At 39.4% G+C, this 22,315-nt stretch carries 21 protein-coding genes, 1 tRNA gene and 1 rRNA gene; 2 read left to right on the forward strand and 21 right to left on the reverse strand.

The window, feature by feature from the left end:
* Window positions 1-529: 529 nt before the first annotated feature.
* From nlpD to cysJ, 14 genes are all read right to left on the reverse strand, one after another.
* Window positions 530-1,642, reverse strand: a complete 1,113-nt coding sequence (gene nlpD, locus D7029_RS14925; RefSeq protein ID WP_194951104.1) for a murein hydrolase activator NlpD — start codon at window positions 1,640-1,642, stop codon at window positions 530-532.
* A 153-nt stretch (window positions 1,643-1,795) separates the two neighbouring features.
* Window positions 1,796-2,422: a protein-L-isoaspartate(D-aspartate) O-methyltransferase gene (locus D7029_RS14930; protein WP_075673789.1), complete on the reverse strand. Its 627-nt coding sequence runs from the start codon at window positions 2,420-2,422 to the stop codon at window positions 1,796-1,798.
* Entirely contained in the window at window positions 2,416-3,180 is a 765-nt protein-coding gene (gene surE / locus D7029_RS14935; protein WP_088494730.1) for a 5'/3'-nucleotidase SurE, read from the reverse strand. Before surE ends, D7029_RS14930 begins: the two co-directional genes overlap by 7 nt.
* The gene (truD, locus tag D7029_RS14940; protein ID WP_088494729.1) at window positions 3,158-4,210 is read right to left on the reverse strand and encodes a tRNA pseudouridine(13) synthase TruD; all 1,053 of its coding nucleotides are present in this window, start codon (window positions 4,208-4,210) and stop codon (window positions 3,158-3,160) included. Before truD ends, surE begins: the two co-directional genes overlap by 23 nt.
* A complete protein-coding gene (ispF, locus tag D7029_RS14945; protein WP_023582677.1) occupies window positions 4,207-4,692 on the reverse strand; it encodes a 2-C-methyl-D-erythritol 2,4-cyclodiphosphate synthase in 486 nt (161 codons plus the stop codon). The genes truD and ispF overlap by 4 nt, the downstream gene beginning before the upstream one ends.
* Before the next feature lie 4 nt (window positions 4,693-4,696).
* On the reverse strand, window positions 4,697-5,443 hold the full coding sequence (gene ispD / locus D7029_RS14950) for a 2-C-methyl-D-erythritol 4-phosphate cytidylyltransferase (protein WP_194951105.1): 747 nt from the start codon (window positions 5,441-5,443) through the stop codon (window positions 4,697-4,699).
* Window positions 5,444-5,482: 39 nt separating this feature from the next.
* Entirely contained in the window at window positions 5,483-5,773 is a 291-nt protein-coding gene (gene ftsB, locus D7029_RS14955) for a cell division protein FtsB (RefSeq protein ID WP_036913758.1), read from the reverse strand.
* Between the two features lie 331 nt (window positions 5,774-6,104).
* On the reverse strand, window positions 6,105-6,719 hold the full coding sequence (cysC, locus tag D7029_RS14960; RefSeq protein ID WP_194951106.1) for an adenylyl-sulfate kinase: 615 nt from the start codon (window positions 6,717-6,719) through the stop codon (window positions 6,105-6,107).
* Window positions 6,719-8,170 (reverse strand): sulfate adenylyltransferase subunit CysN, encoded by a 1,452-nt coding sequence (cysN, locus tag D7029_RS14965; protein ID WP_194951107.1) that lies wholly within the window; start codon window positions 8,168-8,170, stop codon window positions 6,719-6,721. Before cysN ends, cysC begins: the two co-directional genes overlap by 1 nt.
* A gap of 11 nt (window positions 8,171-8,181) precedes the next feature.
* Complete coding sequence (gene cysD, locus D7029_RS14970; RefSeq protein WP_194951108.1) at window positions 8,182-9,090, reverse strand: sulfate adenylyltransferase subunit CysD; 909 nt, start codon at window positions 9,088-9,090, stop codon at window positions 8,182-8,184.
* An 11-nt stretch (window positions 9,091-9,101) separates the two neighbouring features.
* Window positions 9,102-10,526, reverse strand: a complete 1,425-nt coding sequence (gene cysG / locus D7029_RS14975) for a siroheme synthase CysG (protein WP_194951109.1) — start codon at window positions 10,524-10,526, stop codon at window positions 9,102-9,104.
* Between the two features lie 206 nt (window positions 10,527-10,732).
* Window positions 10,733-11,464, reverse strand: coding sequence for a phosphoadenylyl-sulfate reductase (locus D7029_RS14980; protein WP_194951110.1), 732 nt, complete (start codon window positions 11,462-11,464; stop codon window positions 10,733-10,735).
* On the reverse strand, window positions 11,461-13,191 hold the full coding sequence (cysI, locus tag D7029_RS14985) for an assimilatory sulfite reductase (NADPH) hemoprotein subunit (RefSeq protein ID WP_194951111.1): 1,731 nt from the start codon (window positions 13,189-13,191) through the stop codon (window positions 11,461-11,463). Before cysI ends, D7029_RS14980 begins: the two co-directional genes overlap by 4 nt.
* Window positions 13,192-15,003: an NADPH-dependent assimilatory sulfite reductase flavoprotein subunit gene (gene cysJ / locus D7029_RS14990; protein ID WP_194951112.1), complete on the reverse strand. Its 1,812-nt coding sequence runs from the start codon at window positions 15,001-15,003 to the stop codon at window positions 13,192-13,194.
* A gap of 297 nt (window positions 15,004-15,300) precedes the next feature.
* On the opposite strand from cysJ, the gene queD reads away from it, so the two are divergent.
* On the forward strand, window positions 15,301-15,666 hold the full coding sequence (gene queD, locus D7029_RS14995) for a 6-carboxytetrahydropterin synthase QueD (protein ID WP_088494721.1): 366 nt from the start codon (window positions 15,301-15,303) through the stop codon (window positions 15,664-15,666).
* A gap of 79 nt (window positions 15,667-15,745) precedes the next feature.
* Here queD and queE read toward each other — a convergent pair whose 3' ends face one another.
* Entirely contained in the window at window positions 15,746-16,417 is a 672-nt protein-coding gene (queE, locus tag D7029_RS15000; RefSeq protein WP_088494720.1) for a 7-carboxy-7-deazaguanine synthase QueE, read from the reverse strand.
* Window positions 16,418-16,583: 166 nt separating this feature from the next.
* On the opposite strand from queE, the gene D7029_RS15005 reads away from it, so the two are divergent.
* Window positions 16,584-17,951 (forward strand): amino acid permease, encoded by a 1,368-nt coding sequence (locus D7029_RS15005; RefSeq protein ID WP_088494719.1) that lies wholly within the window; start codon window positions 16,584-16,586, stop codon window positions 17,949-17,951.
* Window positions 17,952-18,037: 86 nt separating this feature from the next.
* On the opposite strand, the gene D7029_RS15010 is transcribed toward D7029_RS15005, so the two are convergent.
* The 6 genes from D7029_RS15010 to rrf form a co-directional block, all read right to left on the reverse strand.
* Window positions 18,038-19,219, reverse strand: coding sequence for a methionine gamma-lyase (locus D7029_RS15010; protein WP_194951113.1), 1,182 nt, complete (start codon window positions 19,217-19,219; stop codon window positions 18,038-18,040).
* A gap of 19 nt (window positions 19,220-19,238) precedes the next feature.
* On the reverse strand, window positions 19,239-19,637 hold the full coding sequence (locus D7029_RS15015; RefSeq protein ID WP_194951114.1) for a hypothetical protein: 399 nt from the start codon (window positions 19,635-19,637) through the stop codon (window positions 19,239-19,241).
* An 11-nt stretch (window positions 19,638-19,648) separates the two neighbouring features.
* The gene (locus D7029_RS15020) at window positions 19,649-20,842 is read right to left on the reverse strand and encodes an NAD(P)/FAD-dependent oxidoreductase (protein WP_194951115.1); all 1,194 of its coding nucleotides are present in this window, start codon (window positions 20,840-20,842) and stop codon (window positions 19,649-19,651) included.
* Between the two features lie 185 nt (window positions 20,843-21,027).
* A complete protein-coding gene (locus D7029_RS15025) occupies window positions 21,028-21,813 on the reverse strand; it encodes an endonuclease/exonuclease/phosphatase family protein (RefSeq protein ID WP_102949462.1) in 786 nt (261 codons plus the stop codon).
* 217 nt (window positions 21,814-22,030) lie between these two features.
* Window positions 22,031-22,107: transfer RNA gene (locus tag D7029_RS15030), tRNA-Asp, on the reverse strand.
* 50 nt (window positions 22,108-22,157) lie between these two features.
* Window positions 22,158-22,273, reverse strand: a 5S ribosomal RNA gene (rrf, locus tag D7029_RS15035).
* Window positions 22,274-22,315 lie beyond the last annotated feature (42 nt).

Genomic DNA, 22,315 nt, shown 5'->3' on the forward strand with positions numbered 1-22,315 from the left:
CTTTCTTTATTCAATATATAACTTAACTATTGAGTGCAGGTTATTAACAGTTTTTTTATTATATTTTACGTATATTTATCTATACGTAAAATTACTCCATTTGATGCGCTATTTGTGACTATTTACATCTAAAAAAACAAATAAAAATCCATAATAATAAAATAATATCCAATAATTTATATTACGTACTATTATTAAAAAGATAATCTAATAAAGAAAATACCTACCTAAACAAGAGGTTGTTTTATAGTTCATCTTTTCATAACAACGAATCTTTATTCATTTTTTATATAACAATTTTTAGCATACGCATTCATTGATTGAGAATCAACCATCTAATTTAGCGTTATCTATAATTTTATATTGACCTCTCATTTTTAATAATCTTTAAATAAGCACTTATACTTAGATAAAATTTATTTTGTTTCAATATTTTAATTAATTACAGATAAGAAAAAGCCCTCTTCTTTTTGTAAAAAAGAGGGCTTAACTTTAGGATTATTCACTATACGTGTAAAAAATCACTTACCTATTTCTTAGGTAAATAACTCATTGGGTTGAGTGATTTTTCTTTATAACGGATCTCAAAGTGTAGTCGGACAGAACTGGTTCCAGAGCTACCCATTGTGGCAATTTGCTGACCTGTATTCACATTTTGCTGTTCGCGTACCAAAATGGTGTCGTTATGTGCATATGCGCTGAGGTATTCGTCATTATGCTTGATGATAACGAGGTTACCATAGCCACGTAATGCACTACCTGCATAAACCACTTTACCCGCTGCAGTTGCAACAATTGGTGAACCTTTTGTACCACCGATATCGATACCTTTATTACCACCCGGCGCACTTGAATAGCTTTCGATAATGTTGCCTTGTGCAGGCCAAATCCACTTACCAGAAACCGCCGTAGGTGCAGGTGTTGCCGCAGTTGTGGTATTTGTTGTTGGTGGCGGAGTCGTTGTCTTCGGTTGTGTTGTTGCTGGTTTAGTAATTAATGGTCCCATTGCACCATTGTTTGTTGGTTTGGTATGCGCCGTTTGAACACCAGCATTACTTGATTGATTAATAACCGATGTGTTGACATTGGTATTTGTTCCCGTATTGACCTGACGGTTACCAATATTCAACACTTGCCCTACGTTTAAGCTATAAGGCTCTGGGATGTTATTCATTGACGCCAGTTCTTTTACATCACTATCTGTTATCCAAGCGATATAAAACATGGTATCACCACGTTTTACGGTGTATGTATTACCGTTGTAGTTTCCTTTAGGAATACTCTCGTAGTTACGGTTATACACAATGCGTCCAGTGCCATCAGTACTTACATTTTGAGCTGCAACCGATGTTTGAGGACGAGGCTGGCTTTGCGATTGAACCACGCCTCCATTAGACGAAGCGGAGTTCACCTTAATTGAAGGAGGAGGTGACGATTGTAAGGGGGTAGTTCTTTCAATAGGCGTCGCATTACTGTTAGTCATTACAGGTGCGGTTGATACCGTATTATTTGAAGAGCTATCATTTACAGAGGTAATTGGTGCAGGACGATAAGGTGTATCTGCACAGCCTGTTAATGCAAATCCAATTACCGAACACATGATTGCCCAGCGGACATGCTTAATTGGGCTTTCTGAATTCATACTTCCTTCTCCCTTTAAAAAGGCATTAGCATCTAGCAATTTGTCGAGTTAAACAAAAAGACTGCAATTTTTTGAAAATGTTTCATTTATTAGTGCAGATTACGACAAGCTATTAAAAAGCAGTAATAAAAAACGGTCAGATTTATCTGGAAGTTATGCTAACTCGCCTGCAATTAAAGGAACAAATCTAACTGTTTCTATAGATTGGTAGTGAAAATCATTACCTAAACGTCGGATAAACTTCAGTATTTGTTGTTGTTCACCGACAGGTATTATCATCCTGCCACCATCGGCTAACTGCATCAATAACTGTTGTGGTACTTCTGTTGCACATGCTGTCACTATTATGGCATTAAAAGGGGCTTTTGATGACCAACCTTCCCATCCATCACCATGACGTGTCGAGATATTATGTAAATCAAGATGTTTAAAACGTCGTTTAGCTTGCCATTGCAATATCTTTATACGCTCAACAGAACTAACATGATGGACTAAATTTGCTAATACGGCAGTTTGATATCCCGAACCTGTACCAATTTCTAATACAGAATCTGTACTTTGTAATTCCAGTAATGTTGTCATTTTGGCGACAATATAAGGCTGTGAAATAGTTTGCCCATTGCCAATAGGCAAAGCCGTATTTTCGTAAGCCTTATGAGAAAGCGCTTCATCAATAAAAAGCTCTCTAGGTACTTTACTCATTGCTTCCAACAGGCTCTCATCCTTGATGCCATGTTGTTTTAACATTGTCAGTAAGTCTTTCATTGACCGACTTAACATGTTTTTTTGACCTCTGCTTTATTTAACCAATTTTGTAGTAAATCAAGTGCTTTATAGGCTGTTAAATCAACATGTAATGGGGTTATCGAAACATAACCTTCATCAACAGCAGCAAAATCTGTATCAGGACCTACATCATTTTTTTCGCCTGGAGGCCCAATCCAATAAAGACTATTCCCTCTAGGATCAGTATGTGTATAAACATGTTGTGATGCATGACGACTACCACAGCGTGTAATACGGAAACCTTTTACTTCATCAAGAGGAATATCAGGTACGTTAATATTTAGAATATTGCCCGCTCTTAAAGGTACTTGTTGTAACATTGCCAAGACTTCACAAGTTACTTGAGCAGCTGTCTCAAAGTGCGTTTCACCATCAAGTGAAACAGCAATGGCAGGCAAACCTAAAAAACGCCCTTCTGTTGCCGCAGCAACTGTACCTGAATAAATAACATCATCACCCAAATTAGGACCATGATTAATACCAGAAACCACAATATCAGGACGAGGGCGCACTAAGTGATTTACACCAAGATAAACACAATCTGTTGGTGTCCCCTCAACAATTGCAATATCCCCATTTTCAAGCTCTTGCTTGCGTAGAGGTCTGTCGATTGTTAAAGAGTTAGATGCAGCACTACGATTACGATCAGGTGCAACAATTTGTACATCATAACGCTGGCGTAACGCTTTAGCGAGGGTCTGTATCCCCTTTGCCATCACACCATCATCATTACTCACCAATATTTTCAGCATCATCATTCCCTAATAAAATTAATTCACGTACAACGCTAGTTGCAAAGCTTCCTGCGGGTAAAAAGAATGACAGAGAAACAGTGGTATCGTCTACCCAATTCCATGACATATTTTCTGGTAATACATTGATAGCACGTCTTGTATTATCAACACGTTCTTGTCGAGCTAGCGACCAGAAGGCTTCATATTCTGCCAGATTTTCAGTTTCAAAATCTAATGCTTGTGATTGGGTACCTAAATCACCTTTACCCGGTAAAGGCGCAGTAATATGAACATCGTGCTCTTCATAACGAGTTTGTGTTTGAGCTAGTTCTGCTTCATCAACAACAAACCAGCTACCTCGCCCATGAAGTTGCATTGCATCACCGAGCATCACTTTTGAATATAAATCACATTCCAATCTTTTGCTGACAATATGATTAAACATCGCACTACGGGCTGCGGAGAGGTAAAAGCTACGCTTTCCTCGTTCTTTTACGCGGATTTCGTCTGTTGCCCAACGCATGGCTTGTCGTAAATTATCACCATTACGACCAAATCGTTGAGCACCAAAATAGTTGGGGATACCTTTTGCTTTTATTTGCGCCAAACGAGCATCAACAAAATCACGATCAGAAATCTCTCGTAACACCAATGTAAAGTGATTACCTTTTAGTGTTCCTATACGTAATTTACGTTGTTGACGAGTCGTTTCTAGAATTTCACAACCTTCTAAAGCGAGCTGGCTGAAATCAGGCATCTCTTTACCCGGCATACGCAGACAAAACCATTGTTCAGTCACTGCATTTCTGTCTTTTAGACCAGCGTAACTGGCATCACGAGGATGGATCCCAACAAATTTTGCTAATTTTTCAGCAACAAAAGCCGTATTACAACCTGTTTTTCTGATTTTCACCATGACATGCTCGCCTTCCCCATCAAGGGTGAAGCCAAGATCTTCACAGACAATAAAATCTTCAGGGATTGACTTTAATAAACCTGTTGCTTGTGGTTTTCCATGTAACCAATGGAGTTCGGGTAAATCACTCATTCAGGTAATGACTCTTTCATTAGTAAAACAACGGCTTCACAGGCAATGCCTTCTTTTCTACCGACAAATCCAAGCTTTTCTGTTGTGGTCGCTTTCACATTGATGTCATCAACGTGGCAATGAAGATCTTCTGCGATATTGACGCGCATTTGTGGTGTATGAGGTAGCATTTTTGGAGCCTGAGCAATGATCGTGACATCTAAATTACCAATTCGGTAACCTTTTGCTCTTACGCGGGAGAAGGCTTCACGAAGGAGTACACGGCTATCTGCACCTTTGTATGCAGGGTCGGTATCAGGAAACAATGTGCCAATGTCACCCATTGCCACTGCACCTAAAATAGCATCTGTCACTGCATGTAATACGACATCGCCATCAGAGTGAGCTAACAGCCCTTGTTCATAAGGAACTCTGACACCGCCAATAATAATAGGGCCTTCACCGCCAAATTTATGTACGTCGTAACCGTGTCCAATTCTCATTTTATTATGTGTTCCTTATACTGGTGATTTGGCGTGAGAGGAAAAACTCTGCAAGCGCTAAATCTTCTGGCTGAGTAACTTTGATATTATCTGCACGACCTTTAACTAATAAAGGTTCATATCCAGCAAACTCCATCGCTGAGGCTTCATCAGTGATCGTTGCTTTTTGAGAGAGTGCATTTTCTATATTTTGTTTTAATAACAATGCAGGAAAGAATTGTGGCGTTAAAGCATGCCATAGCGTTGTTCTTTCTACTGTTTGTTCAATATGATTATCTTGTTGATGACTACGTTTCATTGTATCGCGAACAGGTGTCGCAAGAATGCCACCACAAAAGTGAGGTTCCATAACGTTTTCATCAATGAGTTTAATTAAATGGTCAAGATCGCCAAAATGTAGGCAAGGTCTTGCTGCATCGTGAACTAATGCCCATGTGTTTTCAGGAAAATGTTGAGTAACATACGCTAAACCTGACAATACTGAGTCAGCACGTTCGCCACCACCATTAACCGTTATTATTCTTTCATCTTGCGCTAAAGGTAAAGTGTGAAAGTAGCTGTCATTAGGGCTGATCGCCACGATAATTTGCGTTATACGTGGGTGTTTCAATAAGGCATTAATGGTATGTTCAAGAATAGTCAATCCGCCAATCTTCAAATATTGTTTTGGACAGACTGATTGCATTCGACTTCCGATACCGGCTGCCGGAATAACGGCAACAATAGGAAGAGTAGAGTTTGTTATATTCATTATGATATTTGTATCAGGACACACTATTAATTCAATAAATTAACGACGTGGTTGAGATTTATCGCTCACAATACGGAAAAATGTCTCATTAGGCTTTATCATTCCTAATTCACTACGAGCACGCTCTTCTAGTGCTTCTTGCCCGCCATTGAGGTCATCAATCTCTGCAAATAGACGATCATTACGCTCTTTTAACTGCGTATTTTGCGCCAATGCAGATTCAACTTCTTGAGTTACTTTGTTGTAATCATGGATACCATTTTTACCTAACCACAATGAATATTGTAGCCAGCCAAGTAAAATCAGAAGTAAGACTGTTAATTTCCCCATTACCACCCCCAAGATTAATGGGCTAATCATCCCACAACTCAACCACAGACGCCACAAAAGTGCTGGAATATATTACATTATTATTCCTATTATCCTCACTATAAACGTGAATAACTTCTATAAAATTCAGACTAAGGTTTGATTTTTTCTTATTAAGATGAAGTGCTATGGGGGTTATTTATAAATAAATGGACACTTAATTAATGTGTGAATCCGCATTGAAATAGCATGGCGTAATACGCATTTTTTACTCTAAATACATACATTATCTCTACACATATCCCCTTTTTATCGGGTATTTGTGTAGAGATAATTTAATACCATCATAAAATTAACAGTAAATTTGTTTTTGCCGTAGGTATGTGAGGATCTGCTGGATAAGGGTATTTATAGGAAGTGTGCCGTCTAAATGTAATTCAGGATCAATGGGCGGCTCATAAGGCGAATCAATACCTGAGAACTGCTTTATCTCACCGCGTCTTGCTTTTTGATAAAGCCCTTTCGGATCACGGGCTTCACAAATAGAAAGTGGTGTATCAACAAAGATCTCAATAAATCTTCCTTGATCAAAGCTTCCTCTAACTTGTTGTCTGTCTTTTTGGTAAGGCGAGATAAAAGCCGTTAAGACAATCAGTCCCGCATCTACCATCAATTTAGCCACTTCACCCACACGGCGGATATTTTCGTGCCTATCTTCAGCACTAAATCCGAGATCACGACATAATCCATGACGTAAGTTATCGCCATCCAATAGATAGGTATGAATGAGTGAATGTTTTTGTGAATGCTGATAAAGCGCTTGTTCTAGTGCATCGGCAAGTGTGGATTTACCTGAGCCAGATAAACCTGTAAACCAAAGCACACATCCTTTGTGTGCTTGTTGTGATTCGCGTTCATTTAATCCAATTTTATGAGGATGCCAAATAATATCGTTGCTTATCACCACTATTTTCCTCCAAGAAGATCTCTCGCTCCCCAATGGGGAAAATGGCGACGGATAAGTTGATTTAACTCGACTTCAAAAGCATCATATTGTGTCGTAGTTTGTATCGCGTTATCTCTTGTTTCTCGAATAAGCCCAGCGCCAACTGTGACATTGCTTAGTCGATCAATAAAGATAAGCCCCCCCATATCTGCATTAGCTTGATAGTTATCCAGCACCAGTGGCTCTTCAAATGAGGCTTCAACACTACCAATCGCATTTAAACTTAAGTTATCTGTTACTTGTTGGGTGAGCTTATTCACATCCACTTGATAATGGATATTCTCTATTTTGGCACGGCTTTTTTTGCCTGCGATCTTGATGTCTAGAGTATGCCCTTGCACTAAGGGTTGCTCTGACATCCACACTACGTCAATTAATGCATGAGTACTAATATTGGCAGTTGTATCGTTATCATCAACGATAATATCCCCTCGACTAATATCAATTTCATCAGCTAAAACAAGTGTGATGGCTTGTCCTGCACTCGCTTGTGTTAAATCGCCATCAAAAGTAACAATACGTTTGATAGTAGAACGTTGCCCCGAAGGTAATACTTTGATTTGTTGACCTTGATAAAGAACACCAGAAGACACCGTACCGCTGTACCCTCTAAAATCTAAATCTGGGCGATTTACATATTGCACAGGAAAACGTAGCAATTGCATGTCTGAACCTAATTTAACCGGCGCATCTTCCAATAATGAAAGCAATGTTTTTCCTTGATACCAAGGCATATTCAATGAGGGAGAAACCACATTGTCACCATCAAGGGCGGAAATAGGGACAAACTCAATGGTTAGATCCGTTGGGAGCTGATCGGCAAAATGAAGATAATCTTGTTGGATCGAATCAAAAGTTGCTTGCTGATAATCCACCAGATCCATTTTATTGATTGCAACGATTAAATGGCGGATCCCAAGGAGTGTGCTGATAAAACTGTGTCGTCGAGTTTGTTCTTGTACACCTTTTCGAGCATCGATCAGCAGAATAGAAAGCGTACTGGTTGATGCACCTGTCGCCATATTGCGGGTATATTGAGCATGTCCGGGTGTATCAGCAATAATAAACTTACGCTTTGAAGTTGAAAAATAGCGATAAGCAACATCAATAGTGATCCCTTGCTCTCTTTCTGCTGCTAATCCATCCACCAGCAAAGCAAGATCGAGTTTTTCACCTTGAGTGCCGATCTTTTTACTTTCATTTTGTAATGTAGAAAGCTGATCTTCATAGATCTGCCTTGTATCATGAAGTAAACGTCCTATTAGTGTGCTTTTTCCATCATCGACATTGCCACAGGTTAGAAATCGCAGTAATCCTTTATTCTGTTGAGTCTTGAGATAGCGCTCTACACCGCCCTGTTGTGCAATTTCACCTGCGACAAGTTGATTCGTTTTTATGGCTAAAAGTCCCATATTTCCTCCGATTAAAAATAACCTTGGCGTTTTTTCAGTTCCATTGATGCCGACTGATCACTGTCAATTAAACGCCCTTGTCGTTCACTGCTGGTGGAAATCAGCATTTCTTCAATAATGGCAGGGAGTGTTTCTGCTTGAGAAGGGATCGCCCCCGTTAATGGCCAGCATCCCAACGTTCTAAATCTCACTTTTTGCTGTGCGATAACTTCACCCGGTTTTAGATCAATTCTGTCGTCATCAACCATAATTAAAGTGCCATCACGCTCAATAACAGGTCTATTTTTTGCAAAATAGAGCGGAACAATGTCGATATTTTCTAAATAGATATATTGCCAAATATCGAGTTCTGTCCAATTAGATAACGGAAATACTCGGATACTTTCGCCTTTATTAATCTGTCCGTTATAGTTTCTCCATAATTCAGGGCGCTGGTTTTTCGGGTCCCAGCGATGCTTTCTATCTCTAAACGAATAAATACGCTCTTTGGCTCGTGATTTTTCTTCATCGCGGCGTGCACCACCAAATGCTGCATCAAAACCATATTTATCTAAGGCTTGCTTTAGCCCTTCTGTTTTCATGATATCGGTGTGTTTTGCACTACCATGAATAAACGGATTAATTCCAAGCTCTACACCTTGTGGATTTCGATAAACTTTAAGATCAAAGCCATATTCTTTAGCCGTTTTATCTCGAAATTCATACATTTCTCGAAATTTCCAGCCTGTATCAACATGCAATAAAGGAAAAGGTAATTTCGCGGGATAAAACGCCTTGCGAGCTAAATGCAACATCACCGAGGAATCTTTGCCTATTGAATAAAGCATGACGGGATTTTCAAATTCAGCGACAACTTCGCGCAGAATATAAATACTTTCTGCTTCTAATTGCTGAAGATGAGTTAACTGTGTTTCATTCATAACAACCTCATTTAGGCAAAATGAACCAAAGGTGAATGGAGTGACGGTAAGGATTGATAAGCATGTCTGTCACCAAACCACGCAAGTTGGTGATGTAGTGCAGCGACTTCCCCAACAATTAATAAAGCGGGAGTCGGTGCTTTTTCAGCTAACTGCGCTAATTGTGTTAGATTTCCCGTGAAGACTTGCTGATCACGACGCGTGCCACAACTAATCACGGCGATAGGCGTTAATGGAGAACGTCCGAGTTTGATTAAACGCTGGCTAATAAGCTCTGCTTTTGCTGTCCCCATATAAATAGCGAGAGTGTGATTAGCTTGCGCTAACGATGCCCAATCCGGTTCGATCCCATCTGCTTTACAATGCCCAGTCATAAAGGTGACACTTTGAGCATATTGCCGATGGGTTAATGGGATACCCGCATAGGCACTCGCTCCGCTTGCAGCCGTGATCCCCGGTACTACTTGAAAAGAGATCCCATGCGCAATAGCAACTTCAATTTCTTCACCACCTCGTCCAAAAATAAAGGGATCGCCCCCTTTTAATCGAACAACACGTTTGCCAAGTTGCGCATATTTCACGATCAGTGCATTGGTTTCTTCTTGAGAAATACTATGGTGTCCGGCTCTTTTACCTACGCAAATAGTGTCAGCATCACGGCGAACAAGCTCTAAAACCTCTGGACTCACTAAACTGTCATAGAGCACAACTTCAGCTTGTTGAATAACCTGTAAACCGCGCAGTGTTAATAACCCTGCATCACCGGGACCAGCCCCAACTAATGCAAGTTCTCCTTGTTGGCACTCTTGTTGTTTCAATTGTTGTTCGAGCAAAGCTTCTGCTTGTGCTAATTGATCGCTTGCCACTAAAGAAGCAAATTTACCACTGAAGGCTTGCTCCCAAAAACGACAACGAGCTTGAAAAGTCTCTAAGTGCTGTTTCACTTTATTGCGCCATTTTCCGGCTATTGTCGCCATTGCGCCTAAAGAGCTTGGCAATAAGGCTTCTAATTTCTCGCGGATCATACGCACCAAAACGGGTGCTTTTCCCGCCGATGAAATGGCAATCAAAATGGGGTTTCTATCGATAATTGCCGGAAAAATAAATGAGCATTGAGGTTGTGAATCCACCACATTGACAAAAATATGCCGTGCTTGTGCATCAAGATAAACTTGCTGATTAAGCACACTGTCATCAGTGGCTACAATCACAAGCATCATTCCTAATAGATGTTCAGATTGATATTTTGCTGATACCCATTCAATTTTATCTTGCTGATAAGCAAGGTGTAATTCATCACATAGCTGAGGTGCAATTACTCTTAAGCTAGCGCCTGCTCTTAACAACAGTAAAGCTTTACGCGCAGCAACATGACCACCACCAACCAATAACACTGGGCGTTCTTTTAATTCCACAAATAAGGGTAGGTAATCCATACGCGCATTTCACCTTCGTTGTTCACTTTATAACTAATGACTATAAAAGGTGCTTTAGAGGTTATGAAATGACAAAAAGCTATGTGATGGAACAGAAAGGAATAAGAGAAAACAAAGTATTTTCAATTAGTTATTTATTTTAGAAAAGACAAAAAGGGCAATAGATAAACTCTATTCCCCCAATTATTTATTGGTAGATAATGGCGTTATTCGTGTAATCCACACTCGCGTTTTAAGCCAAAAAATCGTGTTTCTTCTTCACTCATACCCTCTTCCCATTTTCGAGTTGTATGAGTATCTCCCACAGAGAGATAACCTTGCTCCCATAAAGGGTGATAAGATAAGTCGTTTTCTTTAAGATATTGATAGACCTGCTTATTATCCCAATCAACGATAGGTAAAAACTTAAAGATCCCTTTTGCGATTGAAAGCACTGGCAAATGCTCGCGGCTTTTAGCTTGTTGTCGGCGAAGACCTGCAAACCATGTTTGAGCCTGCAATGTTTTTAATGCCCTCTCCATCGGCTCTACTTTGTTTATCTGGTTATAACGTTCAATACCGTCAATACCTTCTAACCAAAGTTTGCCGTAGCGCGCTTCTTGCCAAGATGAAGATATTTCAGCTCGATAGACTTTCAAGTTAAGTTGTAACTGCTCAGTCAGCGTATCAATAAATTGATAGGTTTCAGGAAATAAATAACCTGTATCGGTCAAAACCACAGGAATATCAGGATATTGTCGAGTGATTAAATGCAGACATACCGCAGCTTGGATACCAAAACTAGAGCTTAATACATAGGCTTTAGGCAAATGTTCTAAAGCCCAAGTAACCCGTTCAATGGCGCTTAATTGATCTAACTGTTGATTAATCTCACTCAAAGCATGTGTTTGCTCTTCAACAGGTAACTGTTTTAGCGAAGCAAGCTGAAATAGACTCATACCGCCTCCTGCACTTCATAAAAATCAATCGCTGAATTCAGTACAGGTTTAACAATATTAGTGCGGATAAGAAAATCACCGAACCCTTCATTGTTATGACGAGAAATCGCCCATTCGCCAATCAGTGGATCGAGTATTGCAATGATTTCTTGCGAAGTAATATTTTCACGATACATTCTAGGAATACGTGTCCCAATGCGATTGCCCCCTAAATGCAAGTTGTAGCGATCAGGAGCTTTACCCACCAGCCCAACTTCTGCCAACATAGCACGACCACAACCATTTGGGCATCCCGTTACACGTACAACAATATGCTCGTCACTCACACCATGTTTTGTCATCAAACTATCAAGGGTATCGGTGAATGAAGGCAAAAAGCGCTCAGCTTCTGCCATTGCCAATGGACATGTAGGGAAAGAAACACACGCCATCGCATGTTCACGCAGTGCTGTAACTTCACTATTAATCAAACCGTATCGACGAGCAATCGCTTCAATATTGGCTTTTTCACTTTCTGGTACACCTGCCACAATCAAATTTTGATTGGCAGTCAGTCGGAAATCACCCTGATGAATTTTGGCAATTTCCGCCACGCCCGTTTTTAATGGAGCATCAGGCGTATCAATCAATCGCCCACTTTCAATAAATAAAGTAAGGTGCCATTTATCATCAACACCTTTTAACCAACCGATTTGATCGCCTCGATGGGTAAATTCATAAGGTCGAATAGCTTCAAAAGTTACTCCTGAACGGCGTTCAACCTCTTGTTTAAATGTCTCTACGCCAACACGTTCCAATGTGTATTTTGTTTTTGCATTTTTGCGTTCAGTTCGATTTCCCCAATCACGCTGAGTCGTCACAATGGCTTCTGCAATTGCCAATGTATTCTCAATAGGGATATAACCAAACTCACTGGCTAAGCGGGGAAAGGTATTTTTATCGCCATGCGTCATTGCAAGACCGCCCCCCACAAGCACGTTAAAACCAACTAAATGCCCGTTTTCAGCAATCGCAATAAAATTCATATCATTAGCATGAAGATCAACATCATTGTGAGGTGGGATCACCACCGTGGTTTTAAATTTCCGCGGTAAATAGGTTTCTCCTAAAATAGGCTCTTCATCTGTTGTTGCTACTTTCTCTTTATCTAACCAAATTTCCGCATAAGCATGAGTACGAGGTAACAGATGTTCTGATATTTTTTTCGCCCACTCATACGCTTCTTGGTGTAATGAAGATTGCACTGGGTTTGAAGTACATAACACGTTACGGTTAACATCGTTCGCTGTCGCTAAAGCATCAAGACCTGTTGCCACCAGCATTTGATGTGCGGGTTTTACATTGCCTTTTAAAATGCCATGAAATTGAAATGTTTGACGATTAGTAATACGAATACTGCCATAAAGCGTATTTTCAGTCGCAAACTTATCGATGCTAAGCCACTGTTTAGGCGAAATAATGCCCCCGGGTAAACGGCAACGCAGCATCATTGCATGACGAGGTTCTAACATTTGCTCCGCACGCTCAGCGCGAATATCTCTGTCATCTTGTTGATACATGCCATGAAAGCGGATCAATAGAAAGTTATCGCCTTCAAAACCACCCGTTAAACCATTTTGTAAGTCTTCTGTAATAGTGCCGCGTAAAAAGTGACTCTCTTTTTTCATGCGTTCACTATCAGCCAGTTTCCCTTCAACCACTAAGGGCGCTTGAGTGTGTGATTTCATTTAATAGACATCCCTCTGATAACGCCGTTCTAGGCGTAGCTCACTTAAGTATTCATCTGCTTCTTCAATATTTTTATTGCCATACTCCATCACAATATCTAACAACGCCTGCTCAACATCTTTTGCCATTCGTGACGCATCGCCACAGACATAAAGATAAGCACCTTGCTGTAACCATTGCCAAATCTCACTACCACGTTCGCGTAATTTATCTTGTACATAAATTTTATGTGCTTGATCTCGTGACCATGCTAAATCGATATGAGTTAACAGACCGCTTTTGACATAACGTTGCCATTCCACTTGATAGAGAAAATCTTCTACAAAATGAGGATTACCAAAAAATAACCAGTTTTTACCTGTTGCAGCGTCATTGTCGCGCTGTTGCATAAAACCTCGAAAAGGTGCGATACCTGTACCTGGACCAATCATAATGACGGGTGCGGTGTTATCTTCAGGTAGGCGAAAATGCGCATTTTTTTCGATAAAAACATTGATGCTATCGCCTTCTTTTAAGTTATCAGCTAAAAATCCAGAGGCTCCACCGGTATAAGCTCGAGAGTTAACGTCATAACGTACAACCCCTAAAGTAAGGTGTACTTCGTCTTCGACTTCTTGTTGTGACGATGCAATAGAGTAAAGGCGAGGAGTCAGTGGACGTAAAATATCAACAAAATCTTGTGCCGTAGGTTGAGCACAATATTGGCGTACCATCTCATTAATAGGGTGTTTGTCTGCATATTGCTGAAGCATGGTTTTATCAGCCACTAATGACAATAGATCTTCATGCCGCGTCAATTGGGCATAGGCTTTTACGATAGGTGCGCTATTTTGAGTTAGCTCACAATGATGCAGTAACGCTTCTTTTAAGGTGAATGTTTGAGATTTTAATGTGACAGACTCATTACCCTTTAGCCACAACAAAGCAATCAGTTCATCAACTTTTTCAGGCGAGTTATTAAACCAAACTCCCAGTGCATCACCGGGTTGATATTGCAAATCAGAACCGTCAAGGCTGATTTCAATATGGCGAATGTCTCTATCTGAATTTCTGCCTGTAATTTTTTGATTAGTCAGTAATGTGGCAGTAAAAGGGGCATCTCGATGATAAATAGATGACTCAATTGTATCCGTCGTACCTGATTGCGTTTGTTGTAAGACTTGCGTGCTTTGTGTCGGAACTCTTGCCTTTAAGATCTCTGTAAGCTGTTTTATCCATTCATCCGCAACGGCTTGATATTCAACATCAGCATCAACTCTTGGTAATAAGCGTGTCGCGCCCAGTTGTGCAATTCGCTCATCAAAGTCTTTTCCTGCCTTACAGAAATGCTCATAGGAAGTATCACCTAAGCTCAGTACTGCATAAGACGTTTCTTTCATTTCAGTCGCTTTTTTAGAGTTCAGATATTTATAAAAAGCGATTGCTTCTTCAGGAGGATCACCTTCTCCTTGCGTAGATGTAATGATGATCAAGGTTGTTGTTTTATGGATCTGCTTAAACTTATATTCACCTGCGGAATATAGTTCTACATTCAATTTGTGAGCAACCAGATTATCTCGTAACTGTTCGGCAAGATGACGCGCATTACCCGTTTGAGAAGCAGAGATCAATGTAATGGTTTCCTGCTCTGGTACGTGTACTGAAGTAACCGCTGTCGATGCGGATACAACAGAAGGATTAAGCTGCCCCCACAAATAGCCAGATAACCACGCAATTTGCGCTGTTGAGAGATCTTTTGTTGCGTCCTGTAATTTATTCAATTGCTCCGGTGTTAATGGAAGCATTGATAATAATGGAGGTTGATTGCTCATTTATCCTGCCTTAAAAAGCGAAGCACTTATCTGTGCTTTATTGTTCTTTGATAATATTTCTAATATTGAGAGGGTATCCCACGACTAGAAGGTGAATTAAAGACCTGTTGGCTCTATCTAATAACCTTAAATGCTAAATTTATTTATCGGTTTCCTTTACCAATATAATCAATAAGCAAAAAGGAACATAATAAGCCATTAAGATTAAGGGAGATTAGGCGTGATACGCTAAATCGGCTACACTGGTACACTTCGTACTATTTGTGTCTTTTTTTTACTAATTAAGTCAAGAGAGTTTTGATGACAACCACCATCTTTAAAGATTTTCAGTTTGAAGCCGCTCACCATTTGCCACATGTTCCTGAAGGCCACAAATGTGGACGTCTTCATGGGCACTCCTTTCTTGTTAGATTAGAGCTAACAGGTGAAGTTGATGCACATTCAGGTTGGCTTATTGATTTTGCTGATGTGAAAGCCGCATTTAAACCTACTCTTGAGCGTTTAGATCACTACTATCTTAATGAAATTGAAGGTCTAGAAAATCCGACCAGCGAAGTGCTGGCAAAATGGATTTGGCAACAAGTAAAACCGTCATTGCCATTATTATCTGCGGTGATGGTGAAAGAGACGTGTACAGCAGGATGTATTTATCGCGGTGAATAAATCGGTTTTAACATTAACCCATTATCACCTAAAAGAAAATCAGCCTTTATTGGCTGATTTTTTTATATTAAAAATACGGTCACGCAATATTTAAATATTTATGCGTTTGCATTGAGAAACGCCAATTACGCGCTATGCAGGTTTTAATACATAGTGCTGTCGCACTCTCTTTACAGCTAATAGGTTGTAAAGCAACAACAGGTGCAGGGTGCTCTGAGCGTAATGTCAGTAAGGCATCCAGTGCTTCAATATCTTTTTCACGTCCAACTGGGTGCTTTATCTCATTAGCACGATTGATTGCGCTGGTTAATACCGTAAAGCCCCCCTTCATGCCCACTTTTGGAGAAAGTGTCACCCATGTCTTCTCACTACATAAAATATCGTGAGTGCCACTGGTTTCTATCTGACAGGCAAAACCTGCTTGCTCTAGCCCTTCTGTTAAAGGACGTAAATCATATAAGCAAGGCTCGCCTCCTGTGATAACCACGTGTTTTGCACTATAACCTTGTTGTTGGAAAAGTGATAAAATCTGAGCAACGCTGGCTTCTCCCCAAGCATCACTTTCTTGCGTTTTAATAGGAATATCACCAAGAGGAACTTTTTTTTCGTCTTCTTTTTCCCAAGTATGTTTGGTATCACACCAACTACAACCTACAGGACAACCTTGTAATCGAACAAAAAGCGCAGGAACGCCAGTAAAAACACCTTCACCCTGTAAGGTTTGAAACACTTCATTAATGGGGTATTGCATAAGAAACTCTGATATCCAATGAATGCTGATGATTATTACAGATAACTATCTCACCGTAAGAGGCTTTATGATAAGGTACATGGTTTGTTTTGAATAGCTAACGTGCGAGAAGACACTGAAAAAGAGGATAGCATTCCTCTGTTGGACAGAGATGGGAATACTTTAGATGCAAAAAGAGAATCAACTTTCACGAGGATTATCAGGGCGGCACATTCGTTTCATGGCGCTAGGCTCTGCAATCGGTACAGGTTTATTTTATGGCTCTGCGGCTGCCATTGAGAAAGCGGGTCCTGCTGTATTGCTTGCTTACCTTATTGGTGGTGCGGCAGTATTTATGGTTATGCGTGCATTAGGTGAAATGGCGGTTCATCATCCTGTTGCAGGCTCTTTTTCACAATATGCAAGCCATTATATGGGGCCTTTAGCTGGCTTCTTAACGGGCTGGAACTACGTTTTTGAAATGCTGATTGTCTGTCTAGCTGACGTCACGGCATTTGGTTTCTATATGAAACTCTGGTTCCCAGATGTTGATCAATGGATATGGGTATTAGGGATAGTTTGCTTTATTGGTGCCTTAAACCTTTGCCATGTGAAGATATTTGGTGAAATGGAATTTTGGCTTTCTATTGTTAAAGTCACTGCAATTATCGCCATGATAATTGGTGGTGTTGTCATTATGATGTATGGCTTTGGTCAACAAACTGAACACCCTATTGGTATCTCTAACTTATGGGAGTTTGGTGGCTTTATGCCAAATGGTATTGAAGGGGTTATCGCCTCGCTCGCCATTGTCATGTTTGCCTTTGGTGGGATTGAAGTAATTGGTATTACTGCCAGTGAAGCTAAAGATCCTGAAAAAACCATTCCTAAAGCTATCAATGCTGTACCGTTTCGTATCTTATTGTTCTATGTACTGACGATTTTTATTCTAATGTGCATTTTTCCTTGGCAACAAATCGGCCATAACGGTAGCCCATTTGTACAGATTTTCTCAAATCTAGGGATCAATTCAGCTGCAAATATCTTAAACCTCGTGGTTATCACAGCCGCAATTTCTGCGATTAACAGTGATATCTTTGGTGCTGGTCGTATGATGTATGGCATGGCTCAAGAAGGACAAGCACCAAAATCCTTTATGAAGCTCACTCGCAATGGTGTGCCTTGGATGACTGTGCTAGTAATGTCTGTCGTCTTGCTGCTGGGCGTAGTACTTAACTACCTTATCCCAGAGCAAATCTTCGTTTTAATCGCCTCTATTGCGACATTTGCAACAGTTTGGGTGTGGTTAATGATTTTACTTTCTCAAGTTGCGATGCGTCGTAAGATGAGCGCAGATGAAGTGAAAACACTGAAATTCCCTGTTCCACTATGGCCTGTTGCTCCAGCACTGACTATCGTCTTTATGGCGTTTGTTATTGCAATTTTAGGCTATTTTGAGTCAACCAGAATGGCTTTGGTTGTCGGTATGGTATGGGTAGCTATTTTAACTATCGGCTACTATGTAGGTATCAAACCAAGAATGAACCAGAAATAAATCACTTTTCTGAGTCAACAATTCTGAGCTAAACAATAAAGGCTGTGGATTAATTCACAGCCTTTTTCTTTATTATGCGATCTTCACTAAGCCAGCGCTTGTTTTAAATCAGCAATTAAATCATTCACATCTTCAAGACCAATTGATAATCGAATCAAACCATCACTAATACCATGCCTTTGTCGTTCTTCTGCACTATAAGTAGCATGGGTCATTGTCGCGGGATGTTGAGCTAAAGACTCACAATCTCCTAAACTCACCGCTCGGCTAAAGAGATTTAAGCGATTCAAAAACTCTCTACCTGCTTTTATTCCTCCCTTTAATTCAATGGCGATCATACCTCCAGCTAAACGCATTTGACGCTTAGCAAGTTCGTATTGAGGAAATGAAGCTAGCCCAGGATAATAAATAGTTTCGACTTTAGGATTATCTTCAAGATATTGTGCAATACACTGCGCATTTTGGCAGATCTGTTCCATTCTTATGCCTAACGTTTTTATGCCTCGTAAAATTAACGAGGCATCGTGAGGAGACAGACAAGCACCAGTCATATCCTTTAAACCTTCAACTCGTATTTTATCTGCTAGGGCATGCGTAGTAATAATTGCACCTGCTGTTACATCACCATGACCCGATAAATATTTAGTCATAGAATGCACAACAATATCAGCACCAAGCCCCAAAGGTTGCTGTAAATAAGGCGAGCAATAAGTGCTATCTACCATGACTAAAATATTATGCTGATGTGCAATTTCTGATATTTTTGTGATATCACTCACTCGCATATTGGGATTAGCTGGAGTCTCAAAGAAAATGAGTTTTGTTTTCTCTGTGATCGCTTCTTTTAATTTTTCGAGATTAGTTAAATCAACATGCTTTATTTTAACGCCGAATTTAGCGAGCCCATGATTGAAAAACGTAAAAGTACAGCCATAAAGAGTCATATCTGCAATAAGTTCATCACCAGGTTTAAGCAATGACCAACAACTAGAAGTAATTGCGCCTATACCAGATGAAAAAACAACAGCACCTTCACCATTTTCTAATTGAGCTAAACGCTTTTCTAATAACTCTAATGTAGGGTTTGAGATCCGAGAATAAAAATGCCCTTTTTGTTTTCCGGCAAAACAATCAGCACCATATTGTGCCGTTGGAAAAACAAAAGTAGATGTTTGAAAAACAGGAGGCACTAATGCCCCCTGAGAATCTAACGGAGAATAACCATAATGTATTGCTTGAGTATTAAAATGTTTATTACTTTGCGTCATTATATCTCCTAAATATTAATTAACTTTCTATTCGCTGGTTATTTTCCCCGATAATTTGAACTGTTCTTAGAATAATTGAGATCCCTTTAAGGGTATCAGGATTTCTTAATAATGCAAAAGTTGAACCTAATGTATATTTTTTATCTTGATAAATAGATTCTTTCTTTGCCATATTATAAGCAGCACTTAATTCCCAAACTGGAATTAATGTTTCTTCAAATGCAACAGAAAGTTTTTCAACTGTTGCATTATCCATAATATCTATTGAATCTGATATTAAAGATAATAAATCGACGATATTATCAAACCGCTTTAATGCCAATAATGGTCTTGCTTTTTCTAATAAATGTTGAAGATGTAATTTATCTTCATCAGATAATAGTTGAATATCTGCTGGGCTTAAATTATTCTCACTCATTATTGTATCCCCTATAATAATCCTCTAACGGTTGCCCAATATAAGCCTCGGTTATAACTATTACGCAATAGCCCGCCCAGCTTTGTTGGTGGTGTAGGAATTACGTCATGTTTATAGTCATACTGTAATGGCATACCTGCTGATAATCCCATTTGTGCAACAGCTTGCACTCGACCATCATAAATCGCAGCAGGATAACCATAACGAAGCTCACCACAGATATTATTTGCAATCACTCCCGCTTGGTTATGACAACTACCACCGGCTTTACTAATTGGTAAATCAACCGTATCACCAAGAACATACACTTGATTTAGACCATAGACTTGCAATGTTTCAGGATCAGTAGGTAACCAACCTTCACCATTATTATGTTCACTTAAACCTGTGTTACGGATCGCCTCAACCGCAGTGATAGGTGGAGTACTCATAAGGATATCAAACGGTTCTGCCTCGCCCTCTTTTGAGTAAGCAATTTTCTTATCAGGATCAACATGACTCAATGTAAAGCCTCGCTTCGCTTTAATATCTCGTTCAGAGAATACCGCAGGAAGAACTTCACAAACCTCTTGTTGCATAAACAGGCAGTTTCTTAAAAGTTGAGCAACTGTTGGATAGGTATAAACAATCTCAATATTATTTCTCACTCGACGCTGGCGAAGAAGTTCATCCAGCATCAATGTTGTCTCCATAGGGGCAATACCACATTGATGAGGTACATTAGGTGTTTCAGGAAAACTAACCGTAATAAATACACGACCTTTTTCAATTTTAGCTAATTTATCAGCAAGTGTTCTAGCGGCTTCATATTGGTAGAAATGATTTCCCGCTTCTTTTAAGCCTTCAATTCTATGAGGACTAGGAACACAACCTGTTGCTAATACTAAAAAGTCATAATTGTATTTTTTATTAGACTCGCAATAAATAATTTTATTATTAAAGTCAAAACGTTCTGCTTTATCAATAATAAATTCGATTTCAGGTCTTAATAAGCTTCGTTCTGATCGCATCAGCTCTTCTTTTAAAAAAAGATTGAATGCAATATACATAAATGCAGGTTTGTAATAGTGATTAGGATTATCTGAAATAAGCGTTATTTTAATTTTATTTGAAAATATTTCGTCATTTAATTTTTTAGCAAGGATATTAGCAAGAATAGTTCCGCCGGTACCACCGCCAATAATAACTATATTTTTTGTTGGCATTTTATTTCCTATATCTAGTGATATTAGATAGAACAAAAAAAGTATAGTAAAAGGTATTAATATAACAAATAGATTAAATAGATAGATAAATTACTTATAAAATAATATATCTAATTGATAATTGATATAATCATATTTAATTTTAATATTAACGCTTGAATATTAACTAATATTATAATCACTCATTAATAAAATGTTGCTATTAAAGGATGATGATCTGAGGCATCAGTGATCAGTACTTCTGCATTATTTAGCGATAATCCTCGATAAAAAATATAATCCAAAGGCTTACCAAAGGCTTTTGTTCGCCAATCATTATCAAAAATAACTTCTTTAAGTCTTAACGTTCTCGCAAAACGTTTTAATACATTGACTCTTGGGCGACTCCATGCATTAAAATCACCCGCTAAAATAACGGGTCCTTTATGATGCGTGATGTGAACAGATAAATTACTTAATTGACGCTGATAAACATCAACACCAAAACTAAAATTAATTGCATGTACATTAATGACCATTAAATGATCACCCGTAATGAGCGGATATACCGTAATTAATGCGGATTTGGGTAATCTTAAAAAAGGCTCTTTTTCTCTGAGAGGACAACAATAGATAGGATGAGAACTTGATAATGTCATCACACCTGCTGGGTGTTGTTGAAAAGCCAAGGCTGGAACTTGATCTGCAATTAAATGATGAGTGCCAGCAAAACGGACAAGCTCTGGTGTGGTTTGCGCTTCTTGTAACAAAAGCAAATGCGTATCTGTTGAAAGCGTTTCCAACATATTACGCCAATTGAGTCGTTGCTGTTTATAGATATTCCAAACCGCAATTTTTAGAGTGCCTTCAGTGTAAAGAGGCATTCCGATAGGTAGTGTATCCTTTCTTTCACTTAAAGGCGGGCTGGGCTCAATCCTTTCAACAGGTTGACCTGCCACAAAACGCACTGAATAAGTCGGTTTTTTCGCCATTAGCAACCTCAGATAAACAGCAAGATATCTTGCTATAACTGAAGTATACCAAAGGCAAGCTTCGCTCTCACCCTTTAAAAGGATACTATAATCAACAAAAGTAATTATTTTTATGCATAATAGTTATGATTACTTAAAAATTTCTGATTAATTTGTGGTTTATTCTAAATTTTAAGCAAAAAAAAACCTAAGTCGTTAGACTTAGGTTTCTTAATGTTGGCGGAACGGACGGGACTCGAACCCGCGACCCCCTGCGTGACAGGCAGGTATTCTAACCAACTGAACTACCGCTCCGCGTATTCTTTGCGCGATTAATGTTATTGAACACTAACGCTTTAATTGATGCCTGGCAGTTCCCTACTCTCACATGGGGAGACCCCACACTACCATCGGCGCTACAACGTTTCACTTCTGAGTTCGGCATGGGTTCAGGTGGGTCCGCTGCGCTATGGCCGCCAAGCAAATTCGGTTTTATTACCCGTTACTTCGATTTCTCGTCATA

Origin of the sequence: Proteus vulgaris (genome assembly GCF_016647575.1) — a bacterium.
GTDB classification, from domain to species: Bacteria; Pseudomonadota; Gammaproteobacteria; order Enterobacterales; family Enterobacteriaceae; genus Proteus; species Proteus mirabilis_B.

What these genes read in the sequence shown, in the direction of transcription:
- ispF (WP_023582677.1), bottom strand. Translation starts at nt 4,692, where the DNA reads ATGAGAATTGGACACGGTTACGACGTACATAAATTTGGCGGTGAAGGC.
- cysJ (WP_194951112.1), bottom strand. Translation starts at nt 15,003, where the DNA reads ATGAGCAATCAACCTCCATTATTATCAATGCTTCCATTAACACCGGAG.
- ispD (WP_194951105.1), bottom strand. Translation starts at nt 5,443, where the DNA reads ATGAATATAACAAACTCTACTCTTCCTATTGTTGCCGTTATTCCGGCA.
- cysN (WP_194951107.1), bottom strand. Translation starts at nt 8,170, where the DNA reads ATGGGACTTTTAGCCATAAAAACGAATCAACTTGTCGCAGGTGAAATT.
- D7029_RS15020 (WP_194951115.1), bottom strand. Translation starts at nt 20,842, where the DNA reads ATGCCAACAAAAAATATAGTTATTATTGGCGGTGGTACCGGCGGAACT.
- cysD (WP_194951108.1), bottom strand. Translation starts at nt 9,090, where the DNA reads ATGAATGAAACACAGTTAACTCATCTTCAGCAATTAGAAGCAGAAAGT.
- D7029_RS15015 (WP_194951114.1), bottom strand. Translation starts at nt 19,637, where the DNA reads ATGAGTGAGAATAATTTAAGCCCAGCAGATATTCAACTATTATCTGAT.
- queE (WP_088494720.1), bottom strand. Translation starts at nt 16,417, where the DNA reads ATGCAATACCCCATTAATGAAGTGTTTCAAACCTTACAGGGTGAAGGT.
- cysG (WP_194951109.1), bottom strand. Translation starts at nt 10,526, where the DNA reads ATGGATTACCTACCCTTATTTGTGGAATTAAAAGAACGCCCAGTGTTA.
- D7029_RS15010 (WP_194951113.1), bottom strand. Translation starts at nt 19,219, where the DNA reads ATGACGCAAAGTAATAAACATTTTAATACTCAAGCAATACATTATGGT.
- D7029_RS15005 (WP_088494719.1), top strand. Translation starts at nt 16,584, where the DNA reads ATGCAAAAAGAGAATCAACTTTCACGAGGATTATCAGGGCGGCACATT.
- ftsB (WP_036913758.1), bottom strand. Translation starts at nt 5,773, where the DNA reads ATGGGGAAATTAACAGTCTTACTTCTGATTTTACTTGGCTGGCTACAA.
- D7029_RS15025 (WP_102949462.1), bottom strand. Translation starts at nt 21,813, where the DNA reads ATGGCGAAAAAACCGACTTATTCAGTGCGTTTTGTGGCAGGTCAACCT.
- cysI (WP_194951111.1), bottom strand. Translation starts at nt 13,191, where the DNA reads ATGAAATCACACACTCAAGCGCCCTTAGTGGTTGAAGGGAAACTGGCT.
- truD (WP_088494729.1), bottom strand. Translation starts at nt 4,210, where the DNA reads ATGAGTGATTTACCCGAACTCCATTGGTTACATGGAAAACCACAAGCA.
- D7029_RS14980 (WP_194951110.1), bottom strand. Translation starts at nt 11,464, where the DNA reads ATGAGTCTATTTCAGCTTGCTTCGCTAAAACAGTTACCTGTTGAAGAG.
- surE (WP_088494730.1), bottom strand. Translation starts at nt 3,180, where the DNA reads ATGCTGAAAATATTGGTGAGTAATGATGATGGTGTGATGGCAAAGGGG.
- D7029_RS14930 (WP_075673789.1), bottom strand. Translation starts at nt 2,422, where the DNA reads ATGTTAAGTCGGTCAATGAAAGACTTACTGACAATGTTAAAACAACAT.
- nlpD (WP_194951104.1), bottom strand. Translation starts at nt 1,642, where the DNA reads ATGAATTCAGAAAGCCCAATTAAGCATGTCCGCTGGGCAATCATGTGT.